General features: G+C 40.9%; 6 protein-coding genes. 5 read left to right on the forward strand and 1 reads right to left on the reverse strand.

The features are described from left to right. The 5 genes from PWU04_RS09745 to PWU04_RS09765 all read left to right on the forward strand — a co-directional run. Positions 1-4239 (forward strand): HYR domain-containing protein (locus PWU04_RS09745; protein WP_274475913.1); only part of this gene is annotated, 4239 nt, incomplete at its 5' end. 12 nt (positions 4240-4251) lie between these two features. Beyond that, entirely contained in the window at positions 4252-5010 is a 759-nt protein-coding gene (locus PWU04_RS09750) for a T9SS type A sorting domain-containing protein (protein ID WP_274475914.1), read from the forward strand. Positions 5011-5150: 140 nt separating this feature from the next. Then, a complete protein-coding gene (locus tag PWU04_RS09755; protein ID WP_274475915.1) occupies positions 5151-10787 on the forward strand; it encodes an HYR domain-containing protein in 5637 nt (1878 codons plus the stop codon). A 10-nt stretch (positions 10788-10797) separates the two neighbouring features. After that, on the forward strand, positions 10798-11553 hold the full coding sequence (locus tag PWU04_RS09760) for a T9SS type A sorting domain-containing protein (protein WP_274475916.1): 756 nt from the start codon (positions 10798-10800) through the stop codon (positions 11551-11553). A 273-nt stretch (positions 11554-11826) separates the two neighbouring features. Beyond that, positions 11827-15660, forward strand: a complete 3834-nt coding sequence (locus tag PWU04_RS09765) for a malectin domain-containing carbohydrate-binding protein (protein WP_274475917.1) — start codon at positions 11827-11829, stop codon at positions 15658-15660. Here the strand turns inward: PWU04_RS09765 and PWU04_RS09770 are convergent. After that, a complete protein-coding gene (locus PWU04_RS09770; protein ID WP_274475918.1) occupies positions 15644-16348 on the reverse strand; it encodes a peptidoglycan DD-metalloendopeptidase family protein in 705 nt (234 codons plus the stop codon). The two genes, PWU04_RS09765 and PWU04_RS09770, sit on opposite strands and share 17 nt — an antisense overlap. Positions 16349-16352: the final 4 nt, after the last annotated feature.

A 16352-nucleotide genomic window follows, 5' to 3' on the forward strand; every position in this document is an offset into this window, starting at 1 on the left:
ATCTTTAGTGTTGATGTTGAAGGGCAGACCATACTCAGCGACTTCGACATAGCGGCAACCTTCGGGCACCGTATAGCCGGACTGGTTCAATACAACGCCACTGTAAGCGACGGTATACTGGACATTGCCTTCACAAGTAATGTAGAGAACCCATTGATCAACGCCATTGAAATAATGACGAACCAATCGACAAATTCTTCTGAAACACTAGCCGTTACCCCCGATCCTCTTGACTTTGGCTTGGTTTCTACCAATAGCCCTGCCACAACGAGTTTGATAACCCTCAGCAACGAGGGAGCACCAACGGATCCCCCTATCACCATAAACGATATCACCTTCTCTGGCAATGACCCTTCATTTTTCTCGCATTCCGCAGTTTTACCGATTATCGTTAACCCTGGGGAATCTGTAGAAATGCCTATAAACTTTACACCTACAAGTGATGTAGGACCTAAATCTGCTGACCTGACCGTGGTACATTCTGGAATCAACTCCCCATCCCCCATCCAGGTCTCCGCTGAAATATATGAAGAAGGGATATTATCCGTGTCCCCCGACCCTCTTGACTTTGGCTTTGTTTCCAACAACAGCCCGACCATTACTAATTTTGTAAACCTTAGTAACGAGGGAGTATCTTCAGACCCTCCCATTACCATAAATGCCATTTCCTTCTCCGGCAATGATCCTTCATTTTTCTCACATTCTGCAGTTTTACCGATTATCATTAACCCTGGAGAATCCATAGAAATCCCAATTAACTTTATACCTACCAGCGATATAGGACCTAAATCTGCTGACCTGACCGTGGCACACTCTGGAGCCAATTCTCCAACCTCCATTCAGGTCTCTGGGGAAATAACAAGCCTTATAAATCCTATCATCAGGATTAATGCCGGTGGACCTGAAGTGACAGCTACGGACGGTGGTCCAAACTGGGAGGGCAACACCGCCTCTGGAGCAGTTTCCGGTACTGACTACAGTGTCACTTCGGGGGGCTCCTTTACCATTAACGGAACAGATTTGGTCTATGCCGAACGCGACCCTTCAATCCCGGACTATATTGACGAAACGACATATACCACAGTAATGAACTCGGAAAGAAGTGTCGGGATATCCTCACCGCCAATGGTTTTCTCCATTCCAATACCCAATGGTGACTATCTGGTAAACCTCTACTTCAACAACCTTTACCATGGTACTTCGGAACCTGGACAGCGCATCTTCAGTGTTGATGTTGAAGGGCAGACCATACTCAGCGACTTCGACATAGCGGCAACCTTCGGGCACCGTATAGCCGGACTGGTTCAATACAACGCCACTGTAAGCGACGGTATACTGGACATTGCCTTCACAAGTAATGTAGAGAATCCTATGATCAATGCTATTGAAATATTGACGAGTCAATCAACACCTATCAATGTTGACCCGATAGCTGACCAAACAAATTGTATCGGAGGAGTGGCTGATTTTACTGTTAGCGCAACTGGCGGTAATTCTGGTGAATTGTTTTCATATATGATTAGTGGACAGCCTGATGGAATAAACATAGAACCGAATAATGGTTTAATTTACGGTATTATTTCAGAAAATGCATCAACTGGAGGCATTAACAATGACGGTATCCATCTTGTGGAGGTCACTGTATCAAAACCGAGTAGTACTCCACAAACAGTTCAATTCAATTGGACCGTTCAAGAAGATAACGAAGCACCTACAATAACAGAATGTGCTACAGATATAACTCAAGAGACCGATACTGGTTTGTGTACTGCATTAATCTCCATTACTCCACCAATAGCAACAGATAATTGTAGTACGACATTAACATATTCAGGAACAAGATCAGACGCCTTACTATTAACAGATCCTTTCAGTGTAGGAGTCACAACAATCACTTGGATTGTTACAGATGGAGCTGAAAACTCATCTAATCCATGTATACAGACCATATTTGTGACTGGTGGTAGCGAAACTTTCCAAATTATATGTCCAGAAATCATCAACCAAACTTCAGATACTGGTACTTGTGAAGCTTCTGTAATCATAACTGAACCAGCTTCTTCTGGAGGATGTGGCTTCTCATACACTTTTGAGGGAATTCGCTCTGATGGAATGGAACTAACTGATCCATATCCTATAGGGTCAACGACCATTTCATGGACTGCTTTTGACGAAAGTAATAATCCCATAGACAGCTGTGAACAAACTATAGATGTTACCGATGAAGAAAACCCTGTGATTATATGTCCAGCAGACATTAACCAACCTGCAGAACAAGGACTATGTGAAGCTACTATTACGATAGTTGAACCAACAGCTAACGACAACTGTAGTACATCATTTATTTATGAAGGCATCCGATCTGATGGTTTATTGTTAACAGCACCATACTCTGTAGGTACAACAACAATTTCGTGGACCGCCACAGACGAAGCTAATAACATATCTGAACCTTGTGTACAAACCATAACTGTTAGTGATAGTGACATCCCTGTGATTAGCTGTCCTTCAGATATAAATCAAACAACAGACCCAGGTCTTTGTGAAGCTACTATTTCCATAGTAGAACCAACCGCTACCGATGGTTGTAGCAATATCTTCACATTTGAAGGGGTACGATCTGATGGACTACTGCTAACCGATCCTTTTCCTCTTGGGGAAACAACGATTTCATGGACAGCTAATGATGAAGCCGAGAACACTTCTAATCCTTGCTTACAAACCGTTACGGTAACTGGTGGTGATGGTGACGCCATGATTAGCTGTCCTATTGACATTAACGAATCAGCGAATATTGGACTCTGCGAAGTCAATATCACCATTACACCCCCTACCGTTAATGGTGGCTGTAGTAACACTTATACTTTTGAGAGTTTACGTTCCGATGGATTGGAACTAACCTCGCCTTTCCCAATTGGCGATACGACCATTTCATGGACAGCTTTAGATGAAAGCAATAATCCAATAGATTCATGTGAACAGACAGTAACAGTTACAGACGGTGAAATTCCTGTGATTAGCTGCCCTGCTGACATTAATCAACCTGCAACTTCTGGACTTTGTCAAGCTACTATTTCCATAGTAGAACCAACCGCCAATGACAATTGCAGCACGCTATTTTCAATTGTAGGTACACGATCTGATGGCTTGTTAATTACAGCTCCTTTCCCTGTAGGAGTGACAACAATTTCATGGACAGCCACAGACGAGGCTGAAAACACATCTGAGCCATGTATTCAAACTATTACAGTGACTGATGGCAGCAACCCTGTGATTAGCTGCCCTTCAAACATTAATCAATCTACAGACCCTGGACTTTGTGAGGCTACCATTACAATTGATAATCCTACGGCTTCCGATGACTGCAGTAATACCTTCTCTTTTGATGGTACCCGCTCTGATGGGCTACTGCTTACAGATCCATTCCCTATTGGAGAGACAACCATTTCGTGGACCGCTAACGATGAAGCCGGTAATACCTCAGATGCTTGCCTACAGACCATTACGGTAATTGATAACGAAGTACCTGAAATCAACTGTCCCGATGACATAGTTGAATTTGTTGATCCTGGAATAACCGAAATTGCTATTAGCATAATTAACCCAACAGGATCTGACAATTGCTCTCAAAATCTAATTTTTTCTCCAAGCAGATCAGATAATCAAGCCATTACTTCACCTTTTCCATTAGGAAATACAATTATTACATGGGTCGCGATCGATGAAGCAGGTAATTCGTCATCAACCTGTACTCAAACTATTACTGTTACTCAATTATCGGCCTATAATATAACTCTAAATGTATCCCTGCAGGGTCGTAGTGATTATAGTGGCAACTATTTTATTTCAATTTATTCAACGGATAACTTAACAACACCGGCTTATACTTTTGAAGAAACCGCCAATTCTTCAGGACTAATAGCATTAAGTTCTTTAATAAGCCAAGGTGACTACGTCATCCTAGTTAAACATCCGCTGTATTTGCAACGAGCAGTCGATGCTAGTATTTTGTCAAATTCCAATATTATAATCCCAATATTATTAGCTGGTGATGCCGATGACAATAACACCGTAAGCGGGTACGATAAACACCTTCTAAGAAAAGCTATGAATACATCGCCTGGTGACAATAGTTACAACCCAAACACTGATTTTAACGGCGACGAATATATAGATATGGCCGATTTTAGTTTGCTATCTGGCAACTTTGGACTATCCGGTGAAACACAATACGATTAAAACAATAATGTTATGAAAGCCTTTAAATATTTCACACTAAGCATTTTTACCCTCTTTTTTATTAATACTAATAGAGCTCAATCTGTGGACTTAGTATCTTACATTAATGAGTCAGCCCCCTTTATTAAAGGAGAGTATATTAATTATACTATTGAGGCTGTTGCTAATGATACTCTATACAACAGTTTACAAATCAAACTCCATTACAATCCTAACGCTCTAGAATTAGTAGAATTAAATACTGAATATAATTTTGATGCAATAATTATTAACGACACTTCTACATCAGGAGAAGTAAAATTTGCTGCTGGGGATTTAGGCTCAGAAATTTATGGAAGAAATCGTGTCTTCACCATTACATTCAGAATCATTAATCCTTATGAGCCTATTTTAATAAAACATGATTTAATCAATCAAGATAGATCAATTGTTTGCAATAAAAACGGAAAATACATCTTAGGGAAAACCAACGATATTATAATAGAGCGTTCTGCAGAGGGTAACGACAGTTCCTTTTTAAGTCAGCTTCAACTTTATCCCAATCCTGCATCTAAGAAATTTTTTATAAAGAGTAATCATTTTATTGAATCTATTAATACAATTGAACTTTTTGACCTTAACGGAAAGTTCATTAAAACCCTAAACAACTTTGAGTCAAACGACAACACTATTATTATAAATACTGAAACCCTAGATGATGCTTTATATTTTTTAACCGTAAACACATATTACGGAACAAAAAGAACTTTTAGGGTGATTGTTAAAAATTAAGCTTATCAACAAAAAAACATGTGCTTATGCATATAAAACTAAAAATGGTGCTTATGCCCTCTTTTTCAGGTTCTATTAAGTTCTCCAATCATGTTGTTTTTGTTGACAGCCAACACCAATAACCTAAAAACATTATTGTTATGTCGATTAATTTCCCGCAAAAAGTAGTCTTAGCATTATCCTCACTTGTGCTAATCTATTTATCTCCATGTTGCAAAATTTATGGACAATCCATAAGCTTTGGGTCGTCCGGTTTGGTTGGGGAATCTGTATTGTACCCCACCTCATTGGACTTTGGTCCCGACGACAGACTCTATGTATCCCAACAGAATGGAATGATATGGGCTTTTACCATAGAACGTGATGGGGCACCAATGGGCGACGGCACCTATACCGTAAACACAACCTCCAATCCTCCTGAGGAAATAACAGTTATACAAACCGATGTTCCCAACCACAATGACCAAGGGATTCTAAACCCCGCACAACAGCGTCTGATCACAGGAATCATGACAGCCGGAACGGCTGAAAACCCCATAATTTATGTCACATCGTCCGATTACCTTTTTGGCGGTGGCGGTGCCGGTGACGACACCAATCTGGACACCAACTCGGGCGTGCTGTCGAAGCTCGAGTGGAACGGAGCTTCTTGGAACAAAGTGGACCTGATAAGGGGATTGCCTCGCTGTGAGGAACAGCATGCCACCAATGGTATGGACATATTTGTAAGCCCCAACGATGGCAACACTTACCTTCTGATATCCCAGGGAGGGAACAGCAACAAGGGAGCTCCAAGCAATAATTTTGCTGGAACACCAGAGTATTTCTTATCGGGGGCCATTCTCATCGTAAACCTCACTCAACTTGAGGGCATGACCGTTTATACGGACCCCAGAACCAATACAGACTATGTGTACGACCTTCCTACATTGAACGATCCCACCCGTGCCGATATTGCTTTTGGGGACCCCGACTTCCCATACCCTGCCGGCCACCCCTATGCCAACAACACCATAGACGTTGGCGATCCCTTTGGGGGAAACAACAGCCTAAACCAGGCCTTTCCAGAAGCAGGAGGGCCCATACAGATATTCTCATCAGGCTACAGAAACCCCTACGACGTGGTCATCACTCAAAACGGAAGGATCTATACCTCCGATAATGGTCCCAACAGCGGCTGGGGCGGTCTACCGAAGATTTACAGCAAAGCCGACGACACCTTTCTGGGGGACGAGAGCACGATAGCCTATGATCCTATCAACCATTACATCACCAACGAGCTCAATGAAAATGGAAGCTACATTATTGGTGATCCCCTGCACTTTGTGGGAACTATTTCCGATGCCAATTTCTCATATTACGGGGGCCATCCCAATCCCATATTGGCATTTCCCGACCGGGCCATGGTAATTAGCTATGAGCACGACGAAGTAACAGACGATTGGGTCGCTACCAACACCCATGACCTACAGGATTTATTGCCCGGAACCTCGGGATACTTCAACGATTCCTTTACTATAGGAGATTTCCCCGAAAGGTCTGACTTAGGGGAGTACCTTCTGGATGAGCCCGTTGGCAGTACACAGGTTAACATCCTTGACGTGATCAACTTTTCAACCAACGGTATCGCCGAATATACGGCCTCTAATTTTGGGGGCGCCATGCAGGGCGATATCCTGACCGCCTCCTTTAACGGCGATATAAACCGCTACAAGCTCAATGCGGCTGGAAATGTGGTAGAAGAGTACGAGGCCATCTTCAGTGGCTTTGGGAACATCCCCCTTGACGTTATCGCCATGGGCGATGACCATGTTTTCCCCGGGACCGTTTGGGCCGCCACCTATGGCTCCAATAGCATAACCATTTTCGAGCCCACAGCAGTGGACTGCAGCCAGCCGGGGGACCTCGATTACGTTTCAACGGAGGACAATGATGGGGACGGCTATTCCAACCAGGACGAAATAGACAATGGTACAAACCACTGCTCGCAGGGCAGTAAGCCCAGGGACAATGACGGGGACTTTATTTCCGACCTCAACGACAACGACGACGACAACGACGGTATAGACGACATCAATGATGCCTTTGCACTGGACCCTGACAACGGGCTCACCAACAGCCTGCCCATAGTATACCCCTTTTGGAACAACGATCCCGGCACCGGGTTTTACGGTCTGGGGTTCACCGGGCTCATGATCAACAATGCAACCGACTACCTCGACCAGTTCAACGAAGAGGACCTCTCCTTTGGCGGGGCAGCGGGAAAGGCCACTGTGGACCTTGTATCGGGGGGTGATGCCCATTTGGCAAACAACAATCAGGAAAACGCCTTCCAGTTTGGCATCAATGTCGACACTAGTTCCAACCCCTTTACCATTCACAGCCAGATTGAGTCGCCCTATTTCAGCATCAACGGCTCACAGACCGACCCTATTGACTTTCAGTCCTACGGTATTTTTATCGGGACCGGGGACCAGGACAACTATCTCAAGTTCGTCCTGACCAACGGCACCCTGAACAGTGACAATGTCAACGGCCTTCAGGTAGCCCTGGAAGACCAAGGGGGACTGACCACCAATAATTACGACGTCCCGAATATCCTCAGCTCCAGTGCCGTGGATTTTTACCTGAGCGTAGACCCTGCGGCCAATACGGTACAGCCCTACTATTCCCTGGACGGAGGACAGACACTAAACGTGCTTGGCTCTCCCATTGGACTGCCATCCAGCTTTTTGGACCCTTCGGACAGCAAGGGGCTTGCCGTTGGGATTATATCCACTTCAAGGGGAAATTCAGGTCCAACACCATTTACCGCAACCTGGGACCTGATAGAGGTTTACGAAAACCAAAATGGAGTACTATCCATTGCTCCTGACCCGCTAGAGTTTGGCCTGACCCCTACCAGCAACTCCCTTAGAACAAAATATATCGACCTAAACAATGAGGGAGGTCCTACGGACTCCCCCATTACAGTTACCGAAATCGCCTTCTCAGGGGGTGACGCTTCCTATTTCTCTCATTCGGCCGAGCTGCCGATAGTGGTCAACCCCGGGACATCGGTCAAGGTGCCCATCAACTTTATCTCCACAGAGGATATCGGACTTAAATCAGCATCTCTAAGCGTCACCCACAACGGAAGCAACTCCCCAAATTTGATTACGGTTGCGGGAGAATTGACCAGTCTTTTCAGTCCAATTGTGCGGATCAATGCCGGAGGGCCGGAAGTCATTGCCTCCGATGGCGGCCCTATCTGGGAAGACAATGCCGCTTTGGGAGGGACAGTGGGGCCTAGCTACAACGTAAGCTCGGGAGGTTCCTATAGTGTCAATGCCTCGGATATGGTCTTCGCCAACCGTGATGCCTCGATTCCTGACTATATAGATGAGACCACCTATACCTCTGTGATGAACTACGATCGCGGGGTAGACATTACCTCTATACCTATGATATTTTCAATAATGCTTCCCAATGGAGAATATATCGTCAACATGTATTTTGCCAATCTCTACCATGGCACACAGGATCCCGGACAGCGCATCTTCAGTGTCAACATAGAAAATGAGTTAGCCGTGGACCATTTGGATCCCTCTGCCATCTATGGTCATAGGATTGCTGGAATGGTACAGCACAACGCAACTGTGACCGACGGCGTACTCGAAATTCAGTTTATAAGTCATATAGATGAGCCTTTAATCAATGCCATAGAAATTATGGCTGTACAGTCCATACCAATAGATGTTGACCCTATTTCAGATCAAATCAATTGCGTAGGTACCCAAGCCGATTTCACTGTAACTGCTTTTGGCGGAGACCCTGAAGAACCTTTTTCATTTAGCATTAACGGACAACCAGGAGGTATTGACATTGAACCCAATAACGGTTTAATTTATGGTACTGTAGCAGTGGATGCTGCATCTGGAGGGCCAAATGGTGATGGATTTTACAATGTGGAGGTCACAGTCTCTAAATCTGGTAGCTCACCAGTAATTACTATTTTTAACTGGACAGTAAATGAAGATACAGAAGCTCCAATCATTACAAACTGCCCAACAGATTTAATATTTTCCTCAGGAGGAAATCTGTGCAACGCTGTGGCCCCTATTGTCCCCCCTTCGGCAACAGACAATTGCAGTACTAACTTGAATATTCTTGGCATACGATCCGATACTTTACCTTTAACAGACCCCTTCCCTCTAGGTGTAACGATAATTACTTGGACAGCTACAGATGATTCCGGAAATACTTCTTTAGAGTGTGTTCAAAACATTGAAGTTATTGATAACGAGTCACCTGAAATAAATTGTCCTCCTGAAATTATCCAATCCTCAGATATCGGTCTATGCGAGGCTAATTTGACCATTATCAACCCAACAGCTTTAGACAACTGCAGCACAGTCTTTACCTTTGAAGGCAGCCGATCTGATGAACTGAACCTTAATGATCCCTATCCTGTGGGAACGACTACAATAACTTGGACTGTAATGGACGAAGCCGGAAACATTTCTGATGCATGCGTGCAAACAGTGACTATAACTGATGGAAATGCCCCCATTATTAGCTGTTCGGGTGATATTAACCAAGCTGCCGATTTGGGACTTTGTGAAGCTAGCGTAACAATTGACGATCCTACAGCAACGGATGACTGCAGCACAGCCTTTACATTTGAAGCTACCCGATCTGATGGATTGGACCTGAGCGCCCCTTACCCAGTGGGGACGACAACAATTAATTGGACTTCAATTGATGAAGCCGGTAATACCTCAGATACTTGCGAACAAACAGTAACCATAACTGATGGAGATGCCCCCATTATTAGCTGTTCAGGTGATATCAACCAAGCTGCCGATTTTGGTCTTTGCGAAGCTAGCATAACAATTGACGATCCTACAGCAATCGATGATTGTAGTTCTACTTTTATATTTGAAGCTACTCGATCTGATGGACTAGACTTAAACGCCCCTTACCCCGAAGGGACGACAACGATCAGTTGGATTGCTATTGACGAAACTGGAAACACCTCTGATCCCTGCATTCAAACGATAACAATATTTGATGACGAATCTCCTGAAATAGTTTGCTCAACAGATATAACCGTAACAGTAGATTTAGGAGAAGTAGAGGCTTCTGTAATTATTTCAGACCCTATAGGCACTGACAATTGCTCTGAAGAACTTATATTTACTCCTGTTCGATCTGACGCATTATCACTTAATGATCCTTACCCTTTGGGGGATACCACTATTTCATGGACTGCTATGGATCAATCTGGACAAACGTCATTATCGTGTGATCAAATAGTTAGCGTTGTTGAAACTGCCGAATTTAATATCACTTTGAATGTTTCGCTTCAGGGTCGGTTAGACTATAGTGGGCCCTACGAAATAACCTTCTACTCTACCAATGACCTAATTACGCCTGCCTATGTATTTAATGAGGTTGCAGATTCTGCAGGCAACTTATCTTTAAGTTCCGCAATTAGCTTGGATAATTACATCATTGTATTAAAATATTTTTTGTATTTACAAAGAGCTGAAAGTATATCTATTTCTTCTAATGGAACATTTAATATAGAAATGCTTTTAGCAGGAGATGCAAATAATAATAACACAATAAATATTTCAGACTATGGAATCTTAGAAGGTTCTTTTGGTCTTAGTGAAGGAAATACAGGCTACAGCCCTAATGCTGACTTTAATGGAGACCAAACTGTAAACATTATTGACTTTAGCTTACTCTCAGGGAACTATGGAGGGATAGGGGAAACTCAAAACGATTAAACTTAGCATCATGAAAGCATTTACTATTTTAAAAATATCATTATTAACACTATTCTACGGTAGCATTTCAGCCCAATCTGTTGATTTAGTAGCTAATTTAGACGCGGAACCACCATTCGTAAACGATCAGTACATAACCTATACCTTAGAGGCAATAGCTGGAACCACAGAATATAATGGTATACAGGTAAAATTGAATTACAACTCAGCAGCGCTTCAGTTAGAAGGACTATCAAACGAATTCGATTTTGATGTAATAATTTTAAACGATACTGCAATTCCTGGATTGGTAAGATTTGCCGCAGGCAATCTAGGCACATCGATTACTGGAACAAACACTGTAATTAACATAACTTTCAAGGTAATAAACAGTAACAATCCCATTTCTATAAGCCATGACCTAACATATCCAAATGGGAGTATTATTTCCAATGAGGACGGAATTAATGTTCTTAACTCTTCTAATGATATTTTATTTGAGCCCTTAAACAGTAACTCGGATGATTTATCACTAGGGGAATTAATTCTGTTCCCTATTCCCGCATCCAAAGAATTATATCTACAAGGCAGCAGTTCTATTAATTTTATTAACCAAATAAAAATTCATGATATAAATGGGAAATTGATAAATGCTATATACAACCCAGAAATTATTGAAAACAAAATAATAGTAGATATATCAATGCTACAGGAATCACTTTATTTCCTCACAGCAACTACAAAATTTGGCACAAAAAAAACCTTCAGAATAGTTGTTAATCATTAAAGACCCCGGAATTTTTTTTGCACTTTCAGAAATAAACTTTTACCCGAAATACCTAATTCAAAATTCAGTTATCGCCTAAAAGTTCAAATCATACATCTAATATTTAGAAGTATTTTCAACATTGAAACACTAAGGAGCTAATATTTAACCATTTTAACGAAAATTAAAACCAAGGGAAATCTTTTTCAATAATATTTATTAAATTGAAATGCTACAAAAGGTATTTTTTCGATTAATAGCAGCCTTTTTAACTGTCGGAAAAATATTTTGTAAATGATTTCAATATCCCTAGAAAGAATAACCTTAGGTTTAGGCATTTGTATTCTTGCCACTTTTTCACTTAGCGCACAAACTGTGAGCTTTGGCTCTTCTGGCTTGGTTGGAGAAACTGTTTTAAATCCTACTTCTTTAGATTTTGGCCCTGATGACCGATTATACGTATCGCAACAAAATGGTAAAATCCTTGCCTATACAATAACCCGTGATGAAGCACCTGCTGGTAGCGGAACTTACACTGTAAACAGTATTGAAGAAATAACAATCGTTCAAGAGGAATGCGTTAACCATAACGACCAAGGTGTTGCAACCCTTAACCAACAGCGATTGGTTACCGGTTTACTTACTACTGGTACTGCTCAAAATCCCATAGTTTATGTAACCTCCTCTGATTTTACTTCTGGAGCTGGTGGTCTAGACTCTAATCTAGACACAAATTCTGGAGTACTTTCAAAGCTTGAATGGAACGGAACTACATGGATTAAAATAGATTTAGTTCGTGGATTACCTCACAGTGAAGAAGTACACGCCACTAATGGTATGGACATATTTGAAAACAATGGTAACACCTACCTTCTTATAGCCCAAGGAGGCAATACTAATAAGGGAGCTCCAAGCAATAATTTTGCGGGGCTTACAGAGTACTATTTGTCAGGTTCTATCTTAATTGTCAATTTAACTCAATTAGATGGTATGACTATTTATACCGATGCGAAAAACGGCTATGATTTTATATATGACCTACCTACTTTAAACGATCCAACACGAGCAGATATTGATAATTCACATCCTGATTTCCCTTACCCTTCCGGTCATCCACTATACAACACAACAATTGATTGGGGAGACCCCTTTGGTGGCAACAATGCATTAAACCAAGCTTTTCCCGAGAATGGAGGACCTGTTCAAATATTAGCCCCTGGCTTCAGAAACATCTATGATGTTCTCGTTACCGAAAGCGGAAGAATTTACACCTCTGATAATGGGCCTAACGCTTTATGGGGAGGATTTCCTAAAATTTACGACAATGATAGTGAAGCATATTTAGGTGATGAAAGCAGTATAATTTACGATACAGACAACAATTATATTACCAATGAAATGAATGAAAATGGGAGTTCTTCGCATGGCGATCCCCTTCATTTTGTTGGAAACATTAGTGATAGTAATGGCACTTATTATGGGGGCCACCCTATTCCCATACAAGCATTCCCTAGCAAATCCAGGGTTATAGACTATCAAAAAAACACCACTAATGGCATATGGGAAATTGCTAATGATTATTCCTTTTCAGAATTACTGTTGGGTACTTCAGGCTATTTTAATACTAGCTTTAATATAGGAGATTTTTCTGAACAACCACAATTAGGTGAATATCTAGCCGATGAACCTGTTGGAAATAGTATGGTAAATATTCTAGATATCGTTGAGGCCTCAACTAATGGTATAACCGAGTATACTGCCAGCACATTTAATGGTGCCATGCAAGGAAATCTACTAACTGCTTCCTATAACGGTCAAATAAACCGCTATATACTCAATTCCTCAGGTAATGAAGTAATACAGCACGAAGCTATTTTCAATGGATTTGGAAACATTCCATTAGATGTCATAGCTCAAGGCGATAATGACATCTTTCCAGGTACTGTATGGGCTACCACTTATGGATCTAATGGTATTACAATTTTTGAACCTTCAGATATTAATTGTTTGCAACCTGGTGATTCAGATTATAACCCCCTTGCCGACTATGATAATGATGGCTATTCAAATGGAGATGAAATAGACAACCAGACCAATATCTGCTCTCAAGGTAGTAAGCCAAATGATTTTGATGGTGATTTTATTTCCGATTTAAATGATACCGACGATGATAATGATGGGGTTTTAGACAGTTTAGATGTTTTCCCTATTGACCCCAATAATGGCCTAAGCACAAATTTACCTGTAAACTATCCGTTTTGGAACAACGATCCAAATACAGGGTTGTTTGGTCTGGGCTTCACGGGTTTGATGCTGGACACCTCCGGAAATTCTGATTATCTGAATTTATTCAATGCTGCTAATTTATCATTTGGAGGAGCTGCCGGAAAAGCTACAATAGACTCTGTACCTGAAGGAGATTCATTTCAAGCAAACAACAATCAGGAAAATGGATTTCAATTTGGTGTTAACGTTGACACCAATTCAGCTCCTTTTACTGTACATTCTCGACTTAACTCCCCTTTTTTTGGAATTAATGGAAATCAAACCGAGCCAGTTAACTTTCAGTCATATGGAATTAGCATTGGTACGGGAGACCAACAAAACTACCTTAAATTCGTACTGATGACTGGTACTCAAGATGGTGATAATAGTCATGGTCTACAGGTATACATGGAAAGTAATGATGCAACGGTAATTAACAATGTATATGACATTCCTAATATTTTGAACAGTAATTCTATCGATCTATACTTTTCGATTGACCCATCACAAAATACTGCTCAGCCCTATTATTCTCTAGACGAAGGGCAGACCTTAATTTTACTGGGTTCGTCTATTATTTTACCTAACAGTTATTTAAGCACTACAGATTCCAAAGGACTTGCTATTGGCTTAATTTCTACTTCTCGAGGCAGTTCTGCGCCACCTTTTACGGCCACTTGGGACTTTATTGAGGTATACGAAAACCAAAATGGCGTCCTATCTAGTATCCCAAGTCCTTTGGATTTTGGCTTAACCCCTGTAAACAACAGCCAACGATTTAAACATTTAACTTTAAAAAACTTGGGGGGACCTACAGACGACCCAATAACAATTAACTCTATAAGTTTTTCCGGGGTTAACTCTAGTTTATTTTATAGCACTGCTAATTTCCCAATTATTTTACAGCCCAGTACTAGTGTGAAGATTCCAATCTATTTTGTATCAAATAATTCAATAGGAACAAAACAGGCCACAATTTCCATTTTCAATGATGGTAGTAACTCACCAATCAACTTTAACATAACAGGAACATTAACAAACACTTATACACCTTTATTGAGAATAAATGCTGGCGGGCCAACTATCATTACTTCAGATGATATTCCAGACTGGGAAAGTAACGACGAGGCAGGAATAGATATAGGTGATTCTTACACTGTATCTTCAGGTGGTCCTTATGCCATTGATAGTTCTAATCTAAATTTTGAAGATCGTGACGTAACCATACCGAACAGTATGGATGCAACAACCTATACATCGCTTCTTAGTTCTGAAAGAAGTGTTGGTATCACCTCTCCTCCTATGGTATATAGCATAAACCTTCCAAATGACGACTATATTGTAAACCTATTTTTCGCCAACATATATGACGGTACATCACAAGCTGGACAACGTATCTATAGTATTAACATTGAAGGCTCTCCTGCAATTGAGGATTTTGACCCTTCAGGTCTTTTTGGCCATAGAATTGGTGGAATGATACAACACAATGTATCTGTAAATGATGGGATGCTTGAAATCGAATTTATTAGAAACATTGAAAACCCTTTAATAAATGCAATAGAAATTCTAGCAAACCAGAATTCACTAAGTGATTCATTCAATGAGTTTGCAGATAATATCATTATGTTTCCAAATCCAGTAAGCAACCAACTATTTATAAATGCAAAAAACCCCAAACAAATTGAATCGATGCGTGTAACAAGTATTGAAGGAAAATCTGTAATGAATATAGCAGATATTGAATCATCAAACGGGATGATTACAATTGATACATCCCAACTAAGTGAAGCTTTGTATTTTTTAACACTACAATCAGTTGATGGTAGTAAAGCCCAATTTAAGTTTATTGTAAAAAGGTAGTTGGCATTTTAAGTAAAAGGTCTGGGTTTGGACAGTTTTCTCTATAAAAGTCAATATTGGTTAAACTTGAAACACCAGGATAATCCCCCTTATTACCTTGTAAGTCATTAATAATCTGAAAATGTAAATGTGGAGGATATTCACCATTAATATTAGGCTTGCCCAATTCTGCTATTTTATCACCCACATCATATTTTTTCCCCACCGCAACCTTTTCAAGTGACTCTAAGCTTAAATGTCCATAAAGTGTATAAAAGGGAATATTTCCTAAGGTATGTTTTAAGATAATTGTAGGACCATAATCACCAAAATTATTGTTGTTTTTAAAACTATGCACTACACTATTCAATGGAGCCAACACGGCAGTTCCTTCTGCAGCCCAAAAATCAACCCCTAAATGAATGTTCCTTTGTTCCGTTTTATTTTGCCCAAAATATGAACTTCTTTCATAAATCCTTCGCTCTTCCATATAACCACCATAAGCCACCTTTGCATTTCGGTCACTCAAATAGCCTTCTATATAATCAGAAAATAGCTCAACTGATTCAAAGTGGGATTTTGTAAGCGTTATATTGTCCTTTGACAAGTTAATTGGGGCATATAAATTAAAGGGAATAGAGGAATCTAAAATATGTATAGGGGATTTGCTATGATTTACTAAAAGTGAAGACAAGGCATATTTTTCCATGCTC

This window comes from Mangrovimonas aestuarii (assembly GCF_028767185.1).
GTDB classification, from domain to species: domain Bacteria; phylum Bacteroidota; class Bacteroidia; order Flavobacteriales; family Flavobacteriaceae; genus Mangrovimonas_B; species Mangrovimonas_B aestuarii.

What these genes read in the sequence shown, in the direction of transcription:
- PWU04_RS09750 (WP_274475914.1), top strand. Translation starts at nt 4,252, where the DNA reads ATGAAAGCCTTTAAATATTTCACACTAAGCATTTTTACCCTCTTTTTT.
- PWU04_RS09755 (WP_274475915.1), top strand. Translation starts at nt 5,151, where the DNA reads ATGTCGATTAATTTCCCGCAAAAAGTAGTCTTAGCATTATCCTCACTT.
- PWU04_RS09760 (WP_274475916.1), top strand. Translation starts at nt 10,798, where the DNA reads ATGAAAGCATTTACTATTTTAAAAATATCATTATTAACACTATTCTAC.
- PWU04_RS09765 (WP_274475917.1), top strand. Translation starts at nt 11,827, where the DNA reads ATGATTTCAATATCCCTAGAAAGAATAACCTTAGGTTTAGGCATTTGT.
- PWU04_RS09770 (WP_274475918.1), bottom strand. Translation starts at nt 16,348, where the DNA reads ATGGAAAAATATGCCTTGTCTTCACTTTTAGTAAATCATAGCAAATCC.